Source organism: Streptomyces sp. NPDC057287 (assembly GCF_042667905.1).
In the GTDB taxonomy this organism is placed as follows: Bacteria; Actinomycetota; Actinomycetes; order Streptomycetales; family Streptomycetaceae; genus Streptomyces.
This window is the reverse complement of the sequence record NZ_JBHUYV010000002.1, coordinates 418,278-441,707: the sequence shown is the minus strand read 5'-3', so window position 1 is coordinate 441,707 and position 23,430 is coordinate 418,278. Positions and strand designations below refer to the sequence as shown.

At 69.0% G+C, this 23,430-nt stretch carries 18 protein-coding genes and 1 pseudogene; 17 read left to right on the top strand and 2 right to left on the bottom strand.

Going from position 1 to position 23,430, the window contains the following annotated elements; translation table 11 throughout:
- Positions 1-48 precede the first annotated feature (48 nt).
- From ACFUNE_RS05265 to ACFUNE_RS05220, 10 genes and pseudogenes are all read left to right on the top strand, one after another.
- Positions 49-489 (top strand): CU044_2847 family protein, encoded by a 441-nt coding sequence (locus ACFUNE_RS05265; protein ID WP_383562412.1) that lies wholly within the window; start codon positions 49-51, stop codon positions 487-489.
- A gap of 22 nt (positions 490-511) precedes the next feature.
- Positions 512-5,305, top strand: a complete 4,794-nt coding sequence (locus ACFUNE_RS05260; protein WP_383562410.1) for an NACHT domain-containing protein — start codon at positions 512-514, stop codon at positions 5,303-5,305.
- A gap of 8 nt (positions 5,306-5,313) precedes the next feature.
- On the top strand, positions 5,314-5,625 hold the full coding sequence (locus ACFUNE_RS05255) for a hypothetical protein (RefSeq protein WP_383562408.1): 312 nt from the start codon (positions 5,314-5,316) through the stop codon (positions 5,623-5,625).
- Entirely contained in the window at positions 5,622-5,786 is a 165-nt protein-coding gene (locus ACFUNE_RS05250; RefSeq protein WP_383562406.1) for a hypothetical protein, read from the top strand. The genes ACFUNE_RS05255 and ACFUNE_RS05250 overlap by 4 nt, the downstream gene beginning before the upstream one ends.
- Entirely contained in the window at positions 5,783-6,178 is a 396-nt protein-coding gene (locus tag ACFUNE_RS05245; RefSeq protein WP_383562404.1) for a hypothetical protein, read from the top strand. Before ACFUNE_RS05250 ends, ACFUNE_RS05245 begins: the two co-directional genes overlap by 4 nt.
- A 241-nt stretch (positions 6,179-6,419) precedes the next feature.
- Positions 6,420-7,145, top strand: coding sequence for a hypothetical protein (locus ACFUNE_RS05240; RefSeq protein WP_383562402.1), 726 nt, complete (start codon positions 6,420-6,422; stop codon positions 7,143-7,145).
- A gap of 282 nt (positions 7,146-7,427) precedes the next feature.
- Entirely contained in the window at positions 7,428-8,000 is a 573-nt protein-coding gene (locus ACFUNE_RS05235) for a hypothetical protein (protein ID WP_383562400.1), read from the top strand.
- Positions 7,997-9,785: pseudogene (locus ACFUNE_RS05230) on the top strand (type IV secretory system conjugative DNA transfer family protein). The gene ACFUNE_RS05235 and the pseudogene ACFUNE_RS05230 overlap by 4 nt, the downstream one beginning before the upstream one ends.
- On the top strand, positions 9,782-10,012 hold the full coding sequence (locus ACFUNE_RS05225) for a hypothetical protein (protein ID WP_383562398.1): 231 nt from the start codon (positions 9,782-9,784) through the stop codon (positions 10,010-10,012). Before ACFUNE_RS05230 ends, ACFUNE_RS05225 begins: the two are co-directional and overlap by 4 nt.
- Positions 10,009-11,181, top strand: coding sequence for a DnaB-like helicase N-terminal domain-containing protein (locus ACFUNE_RS05220; RefSeq protein WP_383562396.1), 1,173 nt, complete (start codon positions 10,009-10,011; stop codon positions 11,179-11,181). Before ACFUNE_RS05225 ends, ACFUNE_RS05220 begins: the two co-directional genes overlap by 4 nt.
- Positions 11,182-11,780: 599 nt before the next feature.
- Here ACFUNE_RS05220 and ACFUNE_RS05215 read toward each other — a convergent pair.
- Positions 11,781-16,442, bottom strand: a complete 4,662-nt coding sequence (locus tag ACFUNE_RS05215; RefSeq protein ID WP_383562394.1) for a caspase family protein — start codon at positions 16,440-16,442, stop codon at positions 11,781-11,783.
- Entirely contained in the window at positions 16,442-17,347 is a 906-nt protein-coding gene (locus ACFUNE_RS05210) for an antibiotic ABC transporter ATP-binding protein (RefSeq protein ID WP_383562392.1), read from the bottom strand. Before ACFUNE_RS05210 ends, ACFUNE_RS05215 begins: the two co-directional genes overlap by 1 nt.
- A gap of 462 nt (positions 17,348-17,809) precedes the next feature.
- Here ACFUNE_RS05210 and ACFUNE_RS05205 point away from each other — a divergent pair, with 462 nt between their 5' ends.
- From ACFUNE_RS05205 to ACFUNE_RS05175, 7 genes are all read left to right on the top strand, one after another.
- The gene (locus ACFUNE_RS05205) at positions 17,810-18,409 is read left to right on the top strand and encodes a DUF4913 domain-containing protein (protein WP_383562390.1); all 600 of its coding nucleotides are present in this window, start codon (positions 17,810-17,812) and stop codon (positions 18,407-18,409) included.
- Positions 18,406-19,176, top strand: a complete 771-nt coding sequence (locus tag ACFUNE_RS05200; protein WP_383562389.1) for a glycosyl hydrolase — start codon at positions 18,406-18,408, stop codon at positions 19,174-19,176. The genes ACFUNE_RS05205 and ACFUNE_RS05200 overlap by 4 nt, the downstream gene beginning before the upstream one ends.
- The gene (locus ACFUNE_RS05195) at positions 19,173-19,649 is read left to right on the top strand and encodes a hypothetical protein (RefSeq protein ID WP_383562387.1); all 477 of its coding nucleotides are present in this window, start codon (positions 19,173-19,175) and stop codon (positions 19,647-19,649) included. Before ACFUNE_RS05200 ends, ACFUNE_RS05195 begins: the two co-directional genes overlap by 4 nt.
- Complete coding sequence (locus ACFUNE_RS05190) at positions 19,646-20,311, top strand: hypothetical protein (RefSeq protein WP_383562385.1); 666 nt, start codon at positions 19,646-19,648, stop codon at positions 20,309-20,311. Before ACFUNE_RS05195 ends, ACFUNE_RS05190 begins: the two co-directional genes overlap by 4 nt.
- A gap of 71 nt (positions 20,312-20,382) precedes the next feature.
- Entirely contained in the window at positions 20,383-21,135 is a 753-nt protein-coding gene (locus ACFUNE_RS05185; protein ID WP_383562383.1) for a large ATP-binding protein, read from the top strand.
- A 24-nt stretch (positions 21,136-21,159) separates the two neighbouring features.
- The gene (locus ACFUNE_RS05180; RefSeq protein WP_260823346.1) at positions 21,160-22,011 is read left to right on the top strand and encodes a winged helix-turn-helix transcriptional regulator; all 852 of its coding nucleotides are present in this window, start codon (positions 21,160-21,162) and stop codon (positions 22,009-22,011) included.
- Positions 22,012-22,126: 115 nt separating this feature from the next.
- Positions 22,127-23,077 carry a DUF317 domain-containing protein gene (locus tag ACFUNE_RS05175; RefSeq protein ID WP_383562381.1) on the top strand — a complete coding sequence of 317 codons (951 nt, stop codon included), beginning with the start codon at positions 22,127-22,129 and terminating at the stop codon, positions 23,075-23,077.
- Positions 23,078-23,430: the final 353 nt, after the last annotated feature.

Genomic DNA, 23,430 nt, shown 5'->3' with positions numbered 1-23,430 from the left:
TCTTCTGTGACTTCGCGAGGGTTCGTTCACTGGTGCTACGGGGGAATTGTGTCGCAGTTTGTGGATTTCGAGTTCGAGGACGGCACCTCGGCTCTGGTGGAGATTTCGCCCGTGGCGGGGGCTGACCCGGTAGCCCGTGGTGATGGCCAGTGGGAGGACGATTCCCCGGTGGGGCCGGTGGGTGCTGGTTCGCGCGTGGTCCAGCGCTCAGGCCAGTTGCTGCTCGACGCTTTCGCACCTCTGTCGCCCATCCTGTCGGGTATCCACGACCAAGCGCGAAATATGGGCGACGCGCCGGATGAACTGTCCGTCGAATTCGGCGTGAAACTGACGGCCGGGCTGAAAGTGGCGGTCGTGAGTGGAGGCGAGGCCAGCTTCACGGTGACCGCAACATGGACCACGTCGCGGGCACAGCGGCAGCACCAGAACTCGGCCGATGCACCGCAGTCCGCTCCCCCGGCCGGGGCTGCCGGGCAGTCCGTGAGCTGATACGGCTGGGGGCAGGCGGATCATGATGGAGGCCGACGAACCTCTGTGGAGCGCCTTCGTCACCATCCTGGCGGACGACGGGCGCGTCATCGGCGGTGGGGTCTACGCGCACTGCGGGGACATTGACCGTCCCAGCCTCCTGACGTGCGCGCACGTCGTCAATCTCGCCTTGGGCCGCGACGAGTTCACCGTGGCATCGCCCAGCCGGGCCGAAGTCGCCCTGGAGTTCCCGGCGGCTCCCGGCGTACGCGTCCAGGCCCGGGTACGCCGGTGGTGGCCGGCCAGTGCGCTGACCGATCCGGACACCGCCCCCGTGCGCGGGCGCGATGGGCGCTGGGCAGCAGATCTTGCCGAACTGGAGCCGGTGAGGGCCCTGCCGGGCGAGCTGCGGCCGGTGCTGGTGGCCGTTCCGGAACTAGGCGACACCCTGTGGGCCTGGCGGGGTAATGCAGACCCACGGACCGTGGTGCGCCTGCGAGTCAATGGGGCTGCGGGTGAGTGGCTGGTCCTCGAAGCCCCGCCGACCGGGTTCGCCGTCCAGCCCGGCTACAGCGGCGGCCCGCTCTGGGACCGCAGCAAGGCGGCCGTGGTCGGGCTCATGGTCAGCGCGCACGAGCGCGTGGCCTACAGCAACATGACCACCGCCGTGCCGATCCGGCAGAGCTACGGCGTCCGCGGCGATGTGCTGCGCGAGCGTCTCCTGGGCGCCCAGGATCCCCGGGGCCGGCTCAATCCGCGGGTCTGGCTGCTGTTGAAGGCGCAGCAGCAGGCAGCGGCGTCCTTCCCCTACCGGTCCGTGGGTCTCCACCGGGACGACCTCACCCAGGTCTATGTACGCCAGCAGCTGGCCGCCGGCGTGGAATCCCGTCCGCGATCCCATACCGCACAAGAGGCCGCCCAGGCCGCGGACGAGCGGCTGCCGCGTACCGTCGAGGAGTTCCTCGCCCGCTCTCGTCACTTAATGGTCGTCGGTGCTCCGGGAACGGGAAAGTCGACGCTCACCCTGCAGATGTCCTCCGAGCTGGTGCGCATCCCGTCCGTGCGTCGAGGCGAGGCGATCCAGCTGGTCCCGATCCGCGTATCCGCTCGTGACCTCGCCGGCCGGCCCGAGACAGAGCTCCTCGCGGCGGTGTCCGCCACGGCTCGTGCAGCCGTCGCGGCCCGCCTACACGTCGACATCGGTGAAGATCTATGCGTCTGTCCGGTCGGGCAGACGGGGTGGCTGCTCATTATTGATGGCCTGGACGAGGTAGAGGACGTGGCTGCCCGCGCTGACCTGTCCGATCGGCTGCGTCGGTTCATGGACATCGAGACCAAGCACCGGCTTCTAGTCACGACCCGGCAGCTCCCGGCACGCGAGCGGTCCCGCTGGGAAGCCCGTCGTGATCTCGGCCGATGCGAGATTGAGCCTTTCGAGCGGAATCAGCGCCGCGATTTCGTGCAGCGCTGGTTCCGGAGCCGTCCCGATCTCGCGGGTGACTTCCTCGCCCAGATCCGCACAGCCCGTCTCGAAGAAGTCGTATCCGTTCCTCTGATGGCGACCGTCGCGGCCATCGTCTTCGAAGAACGGGTCGGCCAGCCGCTGCCACAGACCGCATTTGCCCTCTACCAGCGGTTCGTGTCGCACCTGTATGAATCGCGCCTGGAACAGCTGACTGCCAACCTGCGTTCCCGGCTGGCAGGTTGGGCGGAAGCCGACCACCTCATGGAACGCCTGGTCACGGGGCGGATCGATCTGCTGGAACACTGCGCGTCGGTCTGGCTCCGTGGCGCGGACATTCTGTCCGCCGCATTGGAGTGGCTGCGCACGGTCAACTGCCAGCCGTATCCGCAGCCAACCGACTGGCCTGACGTCGTCGCTGCCCTCCTGACCTCGACCGGGCTAGTCGTCCACGACGGCACCGACCTGACCTTCGTGCACCGCAGCTTCGCCGAACACCTGGCCTCGGCAGGCGCGGCGCGGAGGCTCCCGGCTCAGTTCGACGCGGCCAACCCGCGCTGGTGGCATACTTTGCGCGGCGCTCTGGTGGACAGCAACTCGCGTGCCCATGAGGCAGTGCTGCACCGGGCGCTGCTGTCGGACACGAGCGGCCTGCTGGACTGGCTACTGGCCGGCGACGATCAGGCGCGCGAACTCGGGGCCCGCCTGATCTTCGAGGGCGTTCCCAGCACGCCGGAGCATCACGCCGCGCTCACCGAGACCCTCAGTTACTGGGTCGCGCGGATCCATCGGTCGGACAAATGGCTTGAGTTGCTAGTACGCCTCATAGACGCGGTCCGGATAGCTCCTGCCTCCGTGGCGGATCTCCTCGTGGAATTGCTCGATGTCTCGCGCTATCCCTTGGTGCTGCGGGATGCCGCCGTCCGCGCACTCTTGCGTGCGGGTAGCGCCACGACGGAAGCGGTACGTGCCCTCACCGCGATCATGGACGAGCGCCCGCTCACCGGATTCCAGCGGGTGCGCGCGGCGGAGATGCTCATGGACTTGGGGCCGCACGCCCGTGCCGCCGCTCGGGCCGGCCTTGTGCGCATTGCCAGAGAGGACGACTGGGTGCGCTCCAGTGATCGTGAACGAGCCGCGAAACTCGTCGAGGAGATCGATGCCTCGTCACCATCACGAGGAGCCCAGACCACGCAGACCAGGGGACGGTATTCGGCTTTCAGTAAGGCCCCAGCGTGGACGTACTCGACGCTGATCCCCGAAAGGCACCCGGCAGCCTGGAACAACCGCGTCGTTTCCGACGATCCCTCTGTCCCTTTCGAGTCCACAGAAACACTGAGCACGGTGAGTCTTTGGCGCCCGGACTCCGTCATCTCAGGCCGAAGCGAATGCGGGCCCGCTGGTCACCCCCTGTACCCCAAGGTGTTGGCCGCCCTGGGCCTGCCAGAATTCAGCGATCCCGGGTCGACGGTGGCGGCGATACACCGCGCGCTCTGGGCCGCCCTCACCGCCCCAGTCCCCGAACGTGAGGGCGGCCAGCATCCCCTCCCGTCCCAGGACAGCGCGCCCAGACCTCGCACGCTGCTCGCCGACACGCATACTTCCACCGAGCCGGACCTGTCCGAGGAACAGTGGAACGCGGTGGCACGCTGGCTATGCGCGCATCCGGAGACGTACACGTCGGCAGCGGTCGAAGAACAGTGGGTCGCGGTGGCACACCGGCTGTGCACGCTTTCAGAGACGCCCACGCCGGCCGTGTTCAAGGACCTCTTCGAGGCGCACGAGGTCTACGTCTCGCCCACCACACCCGGCCGACTCCATGCTCTTGCCGCCATGCTCATCCACGGACCGCGCGCCACGGCACGGCACGCGTACGAGCTGCTGGCGCGACGCGTCTTCGTACACGGCGGGGTTGAGGTACCGCTGGAACTCGTTCGTATCGCCGCCGGGTGTTCGCCGTCGTCTGTTGACCAGATTGCTGCCGAACCTGTCATCGCAGCCCTGTGTACCAAGCTCCGGCACAACAATAAGTACCGGGACACCCCTTCGTACGAGCAGACCGCGCAGGTCTTGGGAACTGGCCTGTTCTCAGTCCGCCTGGTGTCGGACCTCTCCAGCGAACCTCGCGAAACCGTCAGGGCTCTACTCAGACTGGGCGCCGAGCACGCCAACGACGCCATCAACTTCCTTGCAGCCCAGGCTCATGCAGGTCAATGCGACCTCCCGAAGTGGTGTGCCGCCATCCGGCTCCTACGACAGGTTCCCCATGCCGCCGCACCTGTGATCAAGCTGGCACGAGAGGCCACCGAGGTAGCGCACGATCCGCAGGACGTCCTCGAGCTGTGCGGAGTCCTCCTTGACTTCTCCGCCGTCGACATCGCCACTGAGCACCTGCTGGAGCTAGCGCATGACGCCTCCGTAAGCACGGAAGACCGGCATAGAGCCGTCAAGCTGCTTCCCCGTGGCGAGGGACACGAGAGCTGCGCTGAACAGGCCCATGTGGTGCTGGCGGAGCTGATCGCCGACGCCTCGTCTGCCCAGCGCCTCGCCATGGCCGAGACACTACGGAAGATTGACCCGCAGGGATGCCGATCAGCAACTGCACTCGTCCTCTCTGCCTTGGACGACGCTACGCTTCCCCTTGAGGCTCGCCACCAAGCTCTTGCGGCCTTGGCCGTCATGGGGCCTGATGTGCGTCGCCAACTGGCTGCGAACCTTGAAAAGTTGTACACGCGCCCGGCCGCTTCTGATGCCGAACGGCTCACAATTCTGCGGAGTGTCGCCCGGTGGGGACCGGACCTGCATCGTTCTGCCCAGGGCATCTGGGAGCGTCTGACACAGTGCCGCACCGGGCTTAAGCGCGTATCCATGGCAGCGGAGCTTCATCGATGGGGATGGATCAGCCAATCACGGTCGTCGCGTCTCCTCACTCGCATCGCACGCCAGACCGACGAGGAGCCGGAGGCTCGGATCGCGGCCGCCCAAGCCCTGGTGCGTCATGGCCCGGACCGGTGCCGTGTCGTGGGTGAAGTTCTGCAGCAGCTGGTGCAAGAGAGGCAGGTCCCGCCCGTGGTGGCGTTGCAGACAGCCCGAGATCTCGCTGCCGCCGGTGGCCTGCTGGAGGCACGGCGCGTGTTGAGTGACCTGGCCCTTGACGCCAAGGTTGCGGACGGCCATCGCTACAAGGCAGCCACGGTCCTCCTCATGGTCGATCTTGCATGCGGACCCGACACCTTGGCGACCCTCCATCACCTGAGCAGAGACAGATCTCTGAGCGAGCACACACGCGACTGGGCGGTCTACGCAGTAGATTGCGCCCGGGACGGGATCCACGCACCAGACGGCCCGCCCCCAGGCTCCTGGCTCCGCAGCTGATTGAGCGGGTGGTGCTCGCACTCCTGCCCGGCCCAGGACCCACCGACGAAGCCGTAATTAATCACGAGGCACGGCACTACCAGGAGAACCGGGATCTGTTCCACCAGCATCTCCACGCCGAGACCCTGTTCATGACCGGCAGCGCGAAGGTATTCAGGGACACCGCCCAGCACTTCTTCGACGTCGCCCGAAACGGCCCCGGATACGTCCCCGTCCATCCGAGCTACCCGCACTTCTGCACCGACCTCCACTCCAACGACGGCATTCTCGGCGCCGCGCGAGAGATCCACATCGAGTACTGCGACCAATGGGACTCATGACCCCGACCGACAGGACCCCGCCGACCAGGACGTTCAACGATCACCTCCAGCATCTCGTCGAGAGGGCCCTCGCATCCATCCCGGCCGCCGATGCCGGCGACATCCACGCTGTCTCTTTCCTCATCGACAACGAGACGACGACCCTCGTCAGCCGACCTTGACGATCGGCTACAACACTGAAACCCAGGCCCGACGCAGCATCCAGGACGCCTCTGACCAGGCAGAAGCCCGCTGGAACTACGCTTTCTGGATCCAGAACGAGCTGACTGTGGTCGGCGACCTGGCACGCCTCGAACGAGGGCGACGAGCAGGACAAGGCCGCCTGGCTCAAGGCGAAGCGCGCCGAGGAGCAGACCGCGTCCGAAGCCTGGCCCGAGCAGTGCCGGATGCCTCCGCTGGAGGGGACCGAGCGGGCGGTTTCCTGGGCCTTGCGAGGCCGTCACCGGATCTGCCCGACGCCGACACCGCACTGGTCACCGAAGGCACGACGAGCAAAGCGGAGTGGGTGGGGATCGAGGAGAGCGCTCGCACGGTGACCCGCGCCGGGTGGTGAAAAGACCAGAGGTCGTCCGAGCCTGAGGACCTTTCCGAACTGCTTCGAGCCGCTACCGGGGCCGATCGGCCGACAGAGAATCACTTCTCCTGACCGACCGGGTCCCCTGCCGCGGTGGGGACCGCCACCGGGCGGCCTCTACCAGCGATTCTCGGCCGGGCCAAACCCCGGATTTGCCGGACGCTCTGCCCACTGGCCCATCTGCAACGGGTCTCTCGCTCCCTCTGCCCCGGAGACTTCCGTGCCTACCTCGATCACCATCACGTCCGAGTTCAGCGGCAGCGTCGTTGCCAAGGGCGCTGCCGATGACCTCTCCGCACAGCTCCTCCGCCACGCCGGCTTCAAGCAGATCGACGACTGGCACGGCCGACGCCATCGCCTGCCCACCACCACTCCGCTCGCCGACCAGGTCGCCATCGCCACTCATGCGGCCGAGATGCTTCGAGCCGCTCGCTATGGCGTCACCCTTCCGCCGTCTCTCGACACGGCCCGGATGAGCCCTCCGGTGCATGCGCTGGGGCCCTACGCCGCCGGAGCCGAACTTCTCAGCATCACGGACCAGATCCGTGCGGCCGAAGGCGGAGCCAGCCTTCAGCGAGCAGTTGACCACCTCCTTCACCCCGAGCACGGTGCGCTGGAGCGTGTCCGGGAGGCGCTGGAAGCAGCGGGAGAACAGGTCAACGACTTGGACGACGACGCGTATGCGCTCGCCGACCGGTTCGGCTTCGCCTCGGAGTTCGTCAGCTCGGCCCAGTCTGAACTCGTCGATTTCGAGGCCGAGCTACGCCGCGTCGGCACCGCTTCGACGGGTTACTCCGCAGCACGGACCGTCCGTGATCACCGTGGTGCCGCTCTGGCCACCTCTCCCGCGGCAAACCAGGCCAAGGTCTCCTCGGCGTCCAGTTCCCAGACGGCGCCGCTCACTACGACGGGTCACCCGCCGCGCGCCGCACCCCCCCGACGGTGACCCCGGCGGCTCTCTTTGCCGTCGGCCACCACTACGTCGCGCGTCCCCGCTCGACTCACCCGTCAGAGACCACTCACCCGAAGAGGCAAACGTGCCCGAGTACTACTCCAGCATCGGCGAGGCCGTCGGTGCGGCCATGCAGCACAACATCCGGCTCGCCCACCGCAGCGCGGCACCGGGCTCCGACAAGCCGCTGCAGCTCAGGCTGCCTGCCCAGCGCTTCCGCCGATCCGTACTCGGTCCGCGGGATGATTTCTCGCCTCCACGAGGATGCCGCGCCCGATGAGTGGCGGCATCATCGAGAAGGTCAACGGCGCGCTGGTCGGCGCCCTGCCCGAGCTGACCGAACTCGTGGCCTCTGCCGCCGACTGGACTCACGCCCGTCTCGACTTCGACGACCCGCATCACCATCCGACTTTCGAGACGTGGACCCGACTGGCGGCCTCGTACGGGATGCTCCAGGACGTCCGTGAGCAGTTGGAAGTCGCCGAGGACGGTCTCGCTGCCTGTCCCGCAGAGCGCACGGACCCCCGGCACCACCAGATGGTCAACGTCCTGCGCAGCCGGGAGTTGCTCGACGATGTCCTCGGTGCCGAAGCTGCTCCTGCGCCGTCCGCTGCCCGGAACTTCGATTCAGACCGGCAGCGGGGCGCCTGCGCCTCCTCGCCGCGCGCCGGAACATCGCCGTCGACCGGCAGTCCGCCGGCCACCGCAGCGCGTCCACCCGCGCCTCGTTCTGCCGGCCGACCCCGCTGCAACGTTCCGCGTCAGACTTCCAGGAGTACCCCCATGAGCTGCACGAGAGCCGAGCGCGCCCCGTCCCCACCCGCTCGCACACCCAAGGAACCGCCGTGACTTCCCCGCGCACCAGCGCGCCCTCGACCACCACCGGATCGGACGCGCTCCTCTACCTCCTGTTCGGCATCCTCGGCGCCGCCATGGCTTTCGGCTCCCTCGCCTGGCTGACCGGGAATCTCACCAATACCTTTGCCGGGAGCGGGACATGGGCCCCCTTCCGCGTCACGGACGCGCTGCTGCACCCGGAGGTGCTGTGGCCGACCTTGAGCACCAGCATGCTGATGGTCGGTGCCCGCGTCGTCCCCGGCTTGTTCACCGTGACCCTGGTCGTCACTGCTGGGGTGCTGTGGATGCGCTGGCGTGCTGGGTCCAAGTCCGGCCTCGCCCGCAAGGCGGACCTGGCGCCGCTGCTGGACAAGGAGATCGTCGCCAAGGCGAAGAGCCTGCGCCCGAGCCTGGGCGGCCGGGAGAGTAAAAGAGGTCCTGCCCGCTGACCGCGGCATCCTGCTCGGCACCCTCGATCCCGGTCGTGCGGAGGTCCGCGCGTCCTGGGAGGACGTGATCGTCGCGATCATGGCCCCGCGTTCCGGCAAGACGTCCGGGCTGGCGATCCCCGCGATCCTCTCGGCACCGGGTCCAGTTCTGCTCACCAGTAACAAGGCCGCGAACGACGCGTTCACCACCACGGTGGACGCCCGCGCCGAGGTCGGCACGATCTGGACCCTCGATCCGCAGCAGATCGCCCATCACCCGCGCGAGATGTGGTGGGACATCCTCGCTGACGCCCGCGATCTGGCCGGGGCGAAGAGGTTGGCGGGGCACTTCGTCACCGCGAGCGTGGACGAGTCCAGTGGCTCCGACTTCTGGTCCACCGCCGCGAGCAACACCCTCGGCGCCCTCTTCCTCGCCGCCGCGTCCCACCGTCGGCCGATCACCGACGTCCTGGCCTGGCTCGCCATGCCGGCCGACCGCACCCCGGTGGACCTGCTCACCGACGCCGGCCACCATGCCGTCGCCGCCCAACTCCAGGGCACCGTCTCCGGTGCGACCGAAACGCGCGACGGCATCTACGAGACAGCGAGGCAGTACGCGAGCTGCCTGCTCGACCCGGACGTCGCCGCCTGGGTCACCCCGAACGAGGACCTCCCCGAGTTCCAGCCGTTCGCCTTCGCCACGTCTCGCGACACCCTCTACTTGCTGAGCAAGGACGGCGGCGGCAGCGCGTCCGCGATCATCGCGGCGGCGGCCGACGCCGTGATGCGCGCGGCCGTGATCGTCGCCGAGCGCTCCGGCGGGCGACTCGACCCGCCCGCCCTGTGTGTCCTCGACGAGGCGGCGAACGTGTGCCGCATCAGCGACCTCCCCGACCTGTACTCGCATCTGGGCAGCCGGGGTGTGATCCCGATGACGATCTTGCAGTCGTACCGGCAGGGCCAGCGGTGCTGGGGCGAGGCCGGTATGGACGCTCTGTACTCCGCCGCCACCATCAAGATCATCGGTTCGGGCATCGACGACGCGGATTTCGCGGATCGGCTCAGCCGTCAGGTCGGCGACCACGACGTCCAGACCACCTCGGTGTCGACGAGCGAGAGCGGCAAGTCCACCTCGGTGAGCATGCGCACCGTGCGGATCCTTCCGCCGGACGCCATCCGCGCCCTGCCCAAGGGCAAGGTTCTGCTGCTGGCCACCGGCATCCGGGTCGCCATGCTCAACCTCAAGCCCTGGTATAAGGAGCCCTCCGCCAAGGTGGTCGGCCCGGCTTCCGCTCGCGCCACGAAGGCGATCACCGAGCGGGCCCTCGCGAAGAGCATCGGCCAGGACGATCTTGGGCTGTCGGCATGATCGCGCCCACCCCGCGCCAGGGCCGGTTGGCCGACGCTCCGGTCGTTCTGCGCGGTGGCCAGTGGTGGCTTGACGGCGGAGCCGGCTCGGTCCCCGCCTCTGATCCCGCCTTCACCGCGTCCCTGGACGACTTCGCCCTGTCGATGGCCGCTGCCGACCATGCGGTCGCCAACCTCCTTCTCCGGCAGGACGAGGCGTCCGCCGTTGAACCCGGCGGCTGGCGGTGAACCCGCTGATGAGTGCCGAGCAGGCGGTTCTCGGTGCCGTGCTCCTCGACCCCGAGCAGCTCACGCGCCTGGGGTGGCTCGCTGCGGACCACTTCTATCGGCCGGTCCACCAGGCGCTGTTCGGCGCGCTTTGCAAGCTCCGCAGCGAAGGGCATCCCACGCTCTCGGCCGAGGGACCGTTGCCGCTGTCGTGGGTGACCGACGCGGTAGGGGAGGCCGGACAGCACGTGCGCGGGCTGACCGCGGTGTACGCCCACACCCTGATCCAGGCATGTCCCCGAACCGAACACGCCCCGGTGTACGGCCGCATGGTGCTGGAGGGAGCGATTCACCGCACCGTCGCCCAGCATGCGATCCGTCTCCACCAAGCGGCTCGGGCCGACGCCGTCCAGGGCGAGGTCGAGGGAGCGCTGTGTACGGCGGACGTCCTGACCGGCGTACTCACCGACCTTGCGCGACGCTGGGGAACCGATCCTCGTCCGGTCCAACCCGCCGCTGCGCCTTCTGCCGCCGCAAACACCCCGGCGCCGGCGCAGTCCGGCCAGGTCACCGAGGACGAGCAATTCCTCCTGGCCGTCCTCACCGAGCAGCCAGGAGCCATGGACGAGGTGGTGGCCTGGCTGCGGCCGGGAGACTTCGCCGACCCAACCCACGGGCAGCTCTACCGGTGCCTGGGCGCGCTGCACCACCGGGGCGAACCCATCGACCGGATCACCCTGCTCTGGGAGGCCCAGCGACGCGGCCTGCTGGCCGACGGCACTCTGTCGAGCGAGCAGCTGACCGCCGTCTGCGAAGGCATGGTCCCTGGCAGCGCCGACTGGTTCGGGCACCGGGTGATGCGCTCCTCCCTCACTCGCACCGCCGCCGCCTCCGCGCGAGCCATCCGGACCCTGGCTCAGGACGAGACCCTGGGGCCCGGTCGCCTGATCAACCACGCCCTGCACTCGCTCGGTCCGCTCGACGAGGTACGTGCCCGCTGGGCCACCGCGAACAGCAGTCCGGCTCCGAAGCCCTCGGCACCCACGCCGTCGGCGGGCGAGCCGCCGCCCGCCCGCGTAAAGGCCGCCCGCGCCCGCAGCACACCCCACCCAGGGGCATCACCCCCAGCCTCGGCCAGCCGTCTCCCCACGCCGTCAGCAGCCCGACCACCCTCGCGCGGCCACCCGTGAGACTCCCTCCTCACCAGCCCTCTTCTGACCCTGGAACTCGCCTTGATCTACCCCCTCTCCTCAGCCGCGCCGGACCTACGCGCCACGGCTCCGGGCCTCGTCGCCCCGTCGTGCTCTCCGTTGATCGGGTCTATCTGCTCGGGGTACGGCGGCCTCGACCTGGGCGTGCAGGCCGCCCTCGGCGGCACTCTGGCCTGGCACGCCGAGGTCGACCCGAACGCCTCACGCATCCTGGGGTGCAGGGGTCCACTCCGAGTGGACCTCTGCACCTGGCGTTGGGCTTTCCTGGTCAGAGCTGAATGGTCTCCGCGGGGAAGGCGGACGGCTCTGAATGAGGGGGCTGAGCGCCTACGGCCGGCGTCACCGCTGAATCCCGAGGTGACCGAGCCAACGTGCCAGAAGTCGGCTACCGAGCGGATTGCACGCTGGCTCGCTCTTCACCTCGGCGTACCCCTCGGGCTGGCGCAGCCTCCTGCCACTGCTGCGAACCACCTCGACCACCTGCGGCAGTACGGAGTGCAGCGCCACGACTCCATTGACCCTTTGCAGGACGAAGTCCAACGCCTCTCCGAACTTCGGGCTGCTGCCGGCAGGTCCGGTCACCCGTAGCCGAGCCGCTCCCGCCAGGGACGGGACAGCCGGGGGCGCAGGAAAACCACTCCTTGCTGGGTGCCGACGGCGAGGTCGAAGTTGGGGCTGGCGGGCAGGGCGGCGAGGGAGGTGACTAGCGCTGGCAGGGGCGCCGACCACACCTTCTCTCCACTAGGTAGATGGCACAGTGCCACGCCCTGTTCGTCGCTGATCGCGACCAGCGTGTCGCCGTCCGGGACCCGTCCCGTCCACAGCAACCGGCAGGCGGGTAAACCCAGCTGACGCGGGGTTTCTGGGGCGGCGGAATCCCAGACGGTGACCGGGGCCGCATGGGCGTCGTCGCAGGCCTCGGGGTCCAGGAGGAGCAGGACGGCACCCCCGTCGGACAACTCGGTCCAGCGCAGGAAGACATCGATTTCGGAGATCATCCGGTGGCCAATGCCCGAACGGGGTTCGTCCACCGGCTGGCTGGGCCGGACCCGGTACCGGCTGTCCGTCGACAGATCGATGACTTCTGTCGTGCCTTCCCGCCCCTGCTGGGCCACCCACCGCGTCCCGGCTTTGGTGTGGTGCGGCAGGAGGAGGCAGACGTCGCCGAGAAGTTTCAGCGGCGTGCCCCTACCAGGCGTGCCCGCCGAGACGTCCCACAGCCGGCCGTCCGTGATGCCGGCCCGCGGTGCCTCCCCTTCGGCCGAGCGGTCGTATCGGCCCGCCACGCTGCTTTCCCAGCGCCCAAGCGGGCGAGTGCCCGTCAGCAGCACGGTGGTTCCTTCCAGGGTGGTGAAGGCCGCCGAACAGACCGAGTCGTTGCTCGGATCGACCGGCCAGGGAAGGTTGGTCCACTCGGGAATCGAGTGCGGGGTGTCGAGGCGTTTCACCCGGCCACGGACTGCGTCCAGGCCCAGCAGCCGGGTGTGCGGATGGCTTGAGGTCGGTGGCAGCAGGTGAGCCTGGACCCCGAGATCGGCCATCCCTTCCAGCCAGGTCAGGTTTGTGTGCTCGGCAAGTCCGCCCGGGGCGATGCGGTGCCAGACCGCCTGGGAGTGAGGAACGGATCCGGGCCACCCGGGCAGGTCGGAGTGAGCGTCCGGCTTCACCTGGCCCTTGTAGTCCCAAATCAGGAGCTGGAGCGAGCCGTCCGGGTCCACAGCGCGCTCCTGTTCGGAGACCGCGTCGACGAACAGATCCTCGACCAGGTCGAACGTGGTGCCGGGGGGCTCCGGGGAGAGCGCAACGCGCCGGACCATGCGGCCGGAGACCGCCATGACGCCGGGGGGGTCCTCGGGCCAGGCAATGAGTGAGTCGATCTCCGGAGCGGACAGCTCTAGTGAGGCGGACCGCGGGTCGCCCGGCCTGGCATGGTCAGCCCACCGCCACAGTCGTGCCGTCCCGTCGTTACCCACCGCCAGGATGTCGGGTCCCGGTTCACCGTGAGCGGGAAGCAGCCGGAGGGCGCAGACTGCGGCCTCGTGCCCCCACAACGGCGAACCCACGGCGTCAGCGGTCGTGCAGCTGACCACGCAGACCTGGCTTCCGTAGCCGACCGTCGCGGCGTGCAACCCGGCCCGCAGCAGCACGGGTGCCAGGAAACTCGCATGGTCGGCGTCCTTGTCCCGGGCCGCGACGCGTTGCACGGGGCCATCGAGACGCGCAATGAGCAGATCGTCGCGGTCCTGCGTCACGAACACGGGGTCGTCCTCACTGCCCAGGGCGAAGCCGCTCTCCTGCCAGACGAACCCGTTGAACGGCAAGGCAGCCATCCGTCCCGATCCCGTCTCGATCAGCGTCACCCTGGTGCGCGGCTCGCACACTGCGGCAACGGTGCCTCGGCCGCCATGGATGCGGTCGGCCAGGAAGGGCCGGATGCAGTCGTCGAGCAGGATGTCGACGCTCCCCTCCGCGTCGAGGGAGTGCAGGGTGACACGGCCGCGCACCCCGTCGCACAGCAGGAGCCGGACGCGGCCGTCGGCGTCGTGGGCGAGGTAGGCGGATGCCTCGGGCATGTCGAGATCGATCTTCGCGGGTGTCTCGCAGGCCGCCTGGACCAGTGGTTCAAGCAGGGGCAGCGTGCACACGCGAACCTGTTCGGTGTCCCCGCACACGACCACAGGCGTGCCGTCGTCGCGGAACCCCGCGTCGAACAGCAGCGTTGCCCCACTGGGGGCGGTGTGGCGCAGTGTCTGATCGGTGACGTCCCATATTCTAATGTCTCCCTTGACGTCGAGGGTCACTGCCTGCGCCGGGCTCGCACCGTCATTAAGCAGAGCGAGCCCCGCGACGACAGCGGGATGCGGCAGCAGGGTCGACTGCGAGGGGTCGTCGAGCCGCCACACGTGCACGTGGTGGGTCGACGGAGGCGCCGCGAGCACGACGTGGCCACCATCCGGCAGGGCCAGGTCCTCGATCCGCCACCCCTTGCTGTACGAGCGGATCGCATAGGCGTCCCCGTTGTGTCGGCCCACCACGCGATGCGGGGTGATCTCCCGTGGCTCCACCCACACGCGCTCCAGCACAGCCGACAGGTTCTGGGCCTGCGCAGACAGCGCGTGCTCCCCGTGTGCCCCCGCCACAAAAGCCAGCAGCGCCGGCTTGTCGACTTGGGCGGAGTCAGTGTTGGCGACGAGGTAGGCGTAGCGCTCGACGGCGAGGGCGAGCGTGGGTCGGCGCAGTGCTCGCCGCACCGCCGGTAGCAGCGTCGCCAGGTCGGCGTGAACGACGAACGAGGCGTCCTCGATGAGATCGTCCAGTTCTCCCGAAGCAGCGGCGTGCGTCGACAGGTGGGTGCGGACGTACGGATGTGCTTGAGACCAGTCCCGGTCCGGCACGAGTTCCAAAAGAGTCACCACAAAACACTCCTGAAGATCAGCCAGGTCCCGATGCTTGAGTGATCGCTGCTTCAGATGGTCCGTCAGTTCCTGGTGATACAGCCGGAAGTATTTCGTGCCGTCCACGTCGGCGTGCGCCAAGTAGGAGCCGTCCTCATCCAGCAGCAGGTCGACATCCGCCTGGACAAGTGGGATGCCTGAGAGCCGGGTCGCCACCTGCACCCAGAGCCGGCGCGGTAGGCCGTTGCCCTCTCCGAAGGCCAGCACTGTGAGAAGGGCCATGGTCTTGGCGTGCCGCTCCTGCGGCAGTCGCTGGAGATACGCCTCGAAAGCGCCTCCAACGTCCGAGGGCAGTTGCTCCGCCCAGCCCGGTACGGCAGTGTCGATGACCGAACCGCGCAGCAGAGCGCTCGCCGTCATCCGGGCAACCAGGAAACATCTCCCAGCCCGGCGAGCCACCTCGCGGGCGACCTGGCGGGCCACGTCCGGCCGGTGTTCGTACGGCGCCCCCTCGTCGCAGAGGATCTTCGCCACATACTCGGCCGGCTCCGTGTCCTGCGCGTACTCGCCGTTGTCGAGGTCGATCACCGGCACGTGCCCGCCGAGGTGAGGCAACAGCTCGCGACGTGAGCCGACCACCAGCCGCACACAGGTCACCGCCGCGAGGGGGCGCAGCAGTTCCCATGCGATGCGGCGGGCCTCGGCCTTGTCACCCGCCGAGCCGGCTTCGTCGAGCGAGTCGACGACAATCCGGAAGGGGCGTCCCCGGTCCACAAGGGCGGTGAACAGGGCCACCGGCGTACTGGCTCGGACGTCCGCCGCGGCGGCGATGCGCTCCACCAAGGCCTCAAGCGTCTGGTGGTGCGCGTTGACGGAGGTGTCGGCACAGCCTTCCAGCACCAGCCGGCCCAGGACCGCGGACTTGCCCGAGCCGGGGTCGGCGGTGACGACCATGGCCTGTCCCTGCCCGTCGCCCTCCAGATGGGCGCGTGCCTCACGCAGGGCCCGCTCACGTCCGGTGAAGTACGAACCGGGGTCGTGCACATGCTCCACTCCACGACCCCGCGGCTCGAAGTGCGAGGAGAGGTCCGAGGCGTCGGAGACCGTGCGCCCGTCGCCCGTGACCTCGGCGCTCGGGTCGAAGGAGGGGTTCACGAAGAACGGGGGCCGCTCGGACTGGTCGGTGGACGAGCACGCGGCCCGCTGGGCCAGCCCCATCGCCGTGAGGGAACGATTGACCCGCTCGGCGAGCATGCTCGGCGCCAGGCACCGTTGTGACGGCCCGTCACCTTGATGGAACGCCTTCGCCAGTTCGGTCACGAAGGCGCCGTCCACCGCCAGATCGCGATGCCGGGCGGAGGCCAGCAGCCAGGTGCCCCCGCCGAATCTGTCGCCGCGTCCCCGGCCAGCCACGATGGTGTCGGTGACGGTGCCGATCTCCGCCGTGGCCGCCGCCGCGTGACAGGCGTCCACCACGAACAGGACGTTGCGGACCGGTGACGTGGCTAGGATCTCGGCCAGGTTGGGGAGTGACAGCCACGAGCGTGGTCGCCCCGGCTCGCTGTCAGCGCAGGCCAGACGGTACTGGCCGGCCGGGGAGCGGTCCCCGTGCCCGGCGTAGTACACGACTACGACGTCGTCAGCGGTCAGTCCGGGGGTGTGGCACCAGTCGGCCAGGGCATTCTCGAAGGACGCGCAGTCCGGGTCGTAGGAGACGGCCGTGAGGACACGCTCGTAGCCCATTGACACGAACAGCTCGGTCGCCCGGTGGACGTCCTCGTGGGCCAGGGGAAGTTCGGGGGCTTCTCGGTAGTGGCGGGTGCCCGCCGCGACGAGGTACCGCATCAGACGGTCCCGTTCCCCGGTAGCAGGCCCGTCAAGATGGTCCGCCCCGTCTCGACGGCGGTCAGGTACCGCGTGGCGTCGTGCATGTGGCTGCCGTTGTTCACCGCCACGTCTCGTACGCCTTCGCCGAAGGCCGGGCCGAGTTCGCGTACGACGGCGACGATGTCGGTGTCGTCGGCGATGTTGGTCCATGCCCGCACCGGCTTCGGCCACACGGCTCGGCGGGTCTCGGGCGCCGGTTCGAGCCGGTCGAGGACGAGGGCGCGCATGCCCAGCGGTGATCCCAGGGTGACGAGCATGCGGATGTCCCAGTCGCCGTTACGCCGCGGGTCGCAGAGCGTCTCGTAGGCGATGACGGACCCGAGCGAATGGGCCACGACGACCCGTGTCCTCGGGGTGATCCGTGCGGCCAGCCGGTCCTGCGCCGCGCGCCGGATCTCCTCGTCGCCGAAGTAGCCGGTCATCTGCTTGAGACTGCCGATCAGCGCGCGGTCGAGAACCCCGCGCAGGTACCGGGCGCCCGTGAGGGCGTCCAGGGCTGCTCGCACGGCGTTGAGCCGGAGAGCCCGGGAGGCGGTCCAGCCCACGGGGCCCCGCGTACCGGTGGCCGCCGGATCAGGGACAGCGGGGTCGGTGCGCGCCGCCTCGGCCCACCACTCCATCAGGAGAGCAAACTCCGCGTCGTTGTCGACATCGCCCTCATCGTAAGGGAGTTCGGCCCCCGCGCGGGTGCCGCGTGGGCGGAATAGGTCACCGTAGAAAGCCACCCCCACGTCGTCGGACGATGGCACCGGGCCGCCCGCAAGACGTGTGCCGCCCTGGAGTTCGGGAACGACGTCCCGTGCCAAAGAGTCCTCGCTCAGGTACTGCTTGCCGACGCCGTGCACGAAGACGACCTTGCTCAATGCCCCTCCCAGAGTGAGAGTCTAAATGTACGCGGGAACGGTCGGCCCGGCAGCTAGAAGCCGAGGGCACCGCCACGTGGACGGGTGTCGGCTGGACGGCGATGGGGAGCGTACGGAGCCGCCATCACCCGATGGGAGAGGCTCACCCGTCCGGCCCCGGCTCCCACGGACGCGGCCGGCCGGCTCCGCGCGGACTTCGTGGAGTGGATGCAGGGCCTCGACGCCGGTTGGGTCACCGCGACTCCGGGGCTCGGCCGTCCGGCGCAGCTCACTGCGCTCGGCAACGGCGTCGTCCCGCAACAGGCCGCATGTGCCTTGCAGTTGCTGGCACAACCTTCTCCTCACTGTCCCCGCTGTGCCGACCGGTAGCGCTCCACTACCGCGTTCCACCGGCCGGACCAAACCGCTGTTTCTCCAGATCCTCTCGGACATGTCGCCGTCTCACAGATGGAGCACATCCTCATGGCCAACACCAGCCCGACCTCCCCCGGCCCCGAGCCGTACCGCGTCCCCGACGCAGGCCTTGACGACCTCGCCAGCACCCTCGCCAAGACCGTGGCCGAAGTCAGGCAGCACGGCGTCATCCTCGACCGCCTCGGCTCCGAGCCCGAATCCGCTGCCAGCCAGCCGACGGACGGCGCTCCGGAAGCCGAGGCGGCTGACGGCAAGAAGGCCGACGGCCCCGCCTCGGTGTTCATCCTCGCCCTGGGCGGCGAGGCGTACGCCGTCGAACTCGCTGCCCTCAGCGACTGGGTGAACTACCTCTTCCTGCCGGTGTACGGCCGGGAGATCAGCACGGGCCGCCCATGGTGCGCGCAATGGCACGAACACCCCGAGGCCGTCGCCCGGCTCCACGCACTCTGGCTCGCCTGGCAGCAGTTCACCGACACGGAGGCCGGCCTGTGCGGTCCTTCGACCTGGCATCGCGACCACCTGGACCAGACGCTGGTGCACCTGCGTGCCCCCGACGGACCCTTCGCGGCTTGTACGACGAGCCCGACGCGGCCGAACCACCGCTTGTTGACCCACCCCGCGTCCAAGCAGACGGGGCCGGCGGCATGAGCGACATACCCGACTTCCACTTGGACGATCTCGCACCTTCCGACGCGAATTCCGAGTACGCGGAGCGACAGTTCTGGACCGGTGACGTTACGGTCCTTGCTGAACACCGCACCCCTCCCGATGGCTCCCACAGTTACGTCGTCGCTCACGACGGATCGGTCGCCTGGGGTGCGCCGGGTGAACCGCAGGTAGCAGCGATCAAGGTCGCGCGGGACCTCAGCCTGAATACGTTCACCTTCGAGGTGACCTATCACGCCACCGTGGCCTTCGCCCAAAACTGGCTGATCGAACGCGGGTGCCCACCCGAGCACATCTCCCAGGCTGGCGGGGACCTCATGAAGCCCGCCGACGACCTCACTCTCCAGGTCGAGCAGCAGATCCGGGAGTCGGGAACTCGGTACGAGGTACTCGACACCCAGACCTCGGACTCCGACCCGCGTGAGGCATGGACGCTGGCCCGGAACTCCGATGCCGGGCAGACACCGATCCGTGTCTTCCTCGACGAGGGAAACTTCAGCACCCGCACGTACACGATGCGCGAGGGCGCCTTCGCCGACGTGGACGCCGCCCGCTGCTGGTTGGATAGCCGCAGCGGCCCGTTGCCAGAACCGCCGGAGTACAGCGACCACAACGGTGCTGTCGTCCGGGCCCGCATCGCCCTCTCCCGGTCAGTCGGCGCCTCCGCGACACCGCAGACCGGCCTCGACGCCACCCGCGCGACCCCGGCGACACCGGTCCAGCACCCGGTCCAGGGGAGGCTACTGTGAGCCGCGCCCGCTTCGCCTTTGCAGCGCACCCTGATGTCATTGCCGACCTGCGGGAACTTCCCGATGGGGTACGCGGCTTGGCACTGCTGGAGCTGCAGAACCTGGTCCACGGAAGCGACGACTGTCTGCCGTTGAGGGGCCGTCTAACCGGCTTCCACAAGGTGTACGTCGACCCGAAGGTCTCTTACTGGCTGGTCATTCAGTTCCGCCAGGCTCCGCCGACCTCGACTCACAAGCGCGAGATCTACCTCGTAGCCGCTGGCAGCCGGAAGGACTACGCGGTCTACCACGCGGCCCACCTGCGCACCGGCCCTCAGCAAGGGGTCGGGCCGGACTCCGCCACGGAGGCCCGCGTACAGGCCGCCCGGTCCCGCTCGACGCTCACCGCCGAACGTCGGACAGCGGGCCGCGCGACTGCCCCGTCAACAGCGCCACCCTCGGCCACTGCCCCCCGAAAGGCCACCCAGCGATGACCAACGACCCTGCTTCGCGCACCCGTTCAGAGCTAGCGGATCTCCTCACCGAGGCCGCTCAGAACGTCGGCGGTATCCCTGCCGCCGAGTACCCGACGGCTGCCGCCCGCTCCTACCTGCATCCCGTCTTGGGTCCGCTGGCCGCTGGGCCCCGCGTGATCACCGGGCTGAACGACCGGTTCGAGGGCTTCGTGGCCGCCGACCCACGCCCCGCTGGTTCGGCGGGCCTGTTCGCTCTGGCCTCCTACGCCTCCGCGCTGGGGTGGCTCACCGAGTCGTTCGCCGAGCTGACCTCCTCGGCCGACGAGATCTGTACCCGCGTGGGCACCCCTACGGAGCCTTGCGCGCCGTTCGTCGCCGCATCCGGCGGAACCGAGCGGGACGACGACTTCGACTTCGCTTTCAGCGCGCTTGAATTGGAGGCGGTCCGCAACGCAGCCGAGGCCGCCGGCCTCGCGCCGGACGACTACGTCGAGGTTCTCTCCCAGTCGCTGCTCGCCTCCGCCCGGATCACCGACGCCTGCATGGAGATCTCCAGCGGTCTGCTCGATGACGCCGATCTCCTCCGCGAAGCGAGCGACCGCCCTCGGCTCGGCGACGACCCCGGGATCCTGCCCGCTCTGGTCCGCTCCCTGCTCGCCCGGATGGAGGCGACGGAGTGAACCCGTACGACGCAGACACACCCCCTGGGCCTTATCTCGTCGTCGAAGTGCTCAGTGTCGGGGATGTCAGCGTGCCCGCCCTCGCGCGTGGTCCGGGAGAGCCGCTGCACCAGGCCGCTACACGCGTCATCGAAGCCGCAGCGGCGTTGGACGAGCGACACGAGAGCGTGCTCCACGCGGTCCAACGGGCTGAGCGGCTACACAAAGGCATCGGTCGCAGTGAAGTCGGCCGCGCCCAGGTGTCGTACGCGCTGCTGCGGACAGCACTCCCCGAACTCGGAGGCGTTCTGGCGCAACAAGACCGGGCGTACAGCCAGCTCGTCGAGTCCCTGTCCGCCTACCGCCGGCATCTTTCCTCGCCCGAGCCTGCTCAACGCGCGATAAACAAGAGCCAAGGGCAGGACCAGAAGACGAGGCCCGACCGGGACGACGACTGGGCCGTCGCCGGGGAGCGCGGGCTGGTAGCCCTCGAAGCCGTCGCGGCCGGAGGCGTTCGCTTTGGTCGCAACGCGATCGGCGAGGACCCGTACATCTCGCGGGAGAGGGCCCAGCGGCAGGACCCGGCGGTCTTCCCGCAGACCGTGCAGCGGCTGGTCGCCGACGGGCTACTGCATCAGGACACCACCGAGAACGTGTACCGGCCCGGCCAGCTCCTCTCGCTCACTGCGCAGGGGGAAGCCGCCCTGCGTGATGGTCGCGCGACGACCTCCCGGGTGTCCGCCGCCCTCGGCCGCACCACCACGCGGACCACGTCAGGCGCGCTCTCCGAACCGGCCGCCGTGCCCATCGCCAGGACCTCCCTCGCGACCCCCCGCTCACGCTGACCTCATCCCGATAAGGACCCCACCATGGCTACCCCCGGCCTGCCTCCCACCTTCTCCATCGCTTCCATCGACGCCCAGCGCGTCGAGGAGGCTCTCGCCCGGATCGGGCCCAAGTGGACCACCTGGACCGCGATGACCCTGGCCCAGGTGAGGGGCCCCGTGCGCGTCCGCGACGTTGCTGCGCAGCTCCCCTTCGTCAGTGAGCAGTTCGTCGGCAAACGGCTGGCCACGATGCACGCTGACGGACTGGTGGTCCGCGGCTACGACCGGCGGGGCGCGCCGTACCAACTCAGCGCGCTCGGCACGTCTCTGGCCCCCGTCCTCCGCACGGTCTCGGACTGGTCCCGCACCCACCTGACACAGGAACCGATGGCCGAAGCCGAGCGTGTCGAGGACGCGCTGCGCCGCCTGCATCTTCGGCACTCAACTGCCGTGATTCAGGCCCTCGACTCGGCTGACGGCCAGATGCGGTTCGTCCACATCGCCGAGGCGGCCGGTCTGGACTACGGCCTCGCACGGCAGCGACTTGTCCGGCTTCAGGCCGATGGCCTGGTCACGCGGACGGGCTCCCGGCACGGAGACCCGTACGTGCTTACCGATGCCGGCCAGGCGTTGGGGGCCGTCTACGCGAGTGTCGAGCACTGGAGTCAGCCCTTCTCGCTGCGAGGTGGAACAGCGGCACCGCGTCCGACAGCGGCAGCCACGCGGACCCACGTCGGCATTCCGCTGGGGGCGGGAGCCGAGAGCGCCCGGACCGCGGCGGCCCTACGACGGAGCGCCGCCGCGTCGAACGTCATGTTCAGCCACGCGCCTCAGCCGGAACCGCGGGTGCCGGCGGCCGTGACCGCTCAGTCGGCACCGGGCCGGGGTCGGTGACGGGGGTGAGAACTAGAGGCCACTCGCCGCCACTACGGCATCCGCGTGCGCTCCGGCGGCTCCCGCCGCTGCATACGCTGATCCGTTCTCCTCCTTCGCTTCCGGAGACTCGACCATGTACGCCCCTGATGACCCGACCCGGTACCAAGAGGTACTGGTCAGCCCCATGTATCTGGCTGGTTCCAACGGGACCGGTGAGGCTGGCTTCGCGCCCGTCGCCCACTGGCCCCATCAGTACCTCGATGAGGGCCCCTGCCAGCTCCTCGTGACCTCTCCCGACCAACGGATACGGATCGGCTGGTTCGGCGACGACTTCGAACTGTGGAAGATCAGCGCAGCCGAGGACGCCTTCTCGGCGCCTCGCTGGACGGCGACGTTCAACCACGTCACCCCGGCCGAGATGGTCGCCGGCCTCACCGCCACACTGGTCCAGGACTACGACGAAGCCATCGCCTCCGACACCCCCGGCCGCTTCTTGACAGGACCAACCGTCCCCTGGAGGGACACCGTCCGGCCGCTGACCGATGCCGGCTGGAACCTTGACGGAGCTGCTGAACTCGGCACCGTCGAGATCATCGCTCCTGACGACCAAGCGGGCATCCTTATCGATCGGCGCGGATACGGCTCCGACCGCACGACCGTCGAGCTGTGGGCTGGCCCACCGGGCTGGGGCACTCGTGCCGAAGCGACGTTCACGGCCCGCACCCCGTCCCACTTGATCGCCGAAACCGCCGCTGTGATGGCGAAGTCGACCCCGGTGGTCCGCGAGCGCCACCAAGTCGACCGGGGGATGCAGCACCTGGTCACTATGACCCCTGTCGCGTCGGCCACGCCGATCGCCGAGGCTCAGGTCTCGCGCGCTCCAACTCCGCTGGACGTACGCCGCACCGCCGTCACCCAGGCCGTACACCGTGCCGCGCGGGCTCCACGCACGGCAGCCGACCTCCGGGTGATGGCCGCCCAGAGCCGCTCCACGGGGCCGGGCCAGAAACGGACGGGACACCCCGCGCCCGCGACCTCTGCCCGCCTGCCGGCTAGCTCGCCGGCGCCCCGGCGCGGACGCTGAGAGCCCATCTTTGAATCCCTGTTGATCTCGTACACGCACAGTCCCGGCTCTGCGAAGGGCTGGTCTACGCTCACCACGTGGGCCTGTGTTTGGAACTCCTGATCGTCGACTGCGCGTACATAGAAGCAGCGTCGGCCGAGAATGCGGGCAGACCTGGTGGAGACCGCTGCGTTCGGCAGTGGCGACGTCCGGGAGGCCCGACGGCCGGAGGGATGATCCTGGCCTGAGGCCCACGGCAGCCCCTGGTACGCGCGCTACGAGTTCCGCAACACGCTCACCTCGTACGAGCCGCACTTCTGGGCCGGTGAACGCTGGGAGACCCCCTCATCCGCCCCTGCGAACTCACGAGCGAC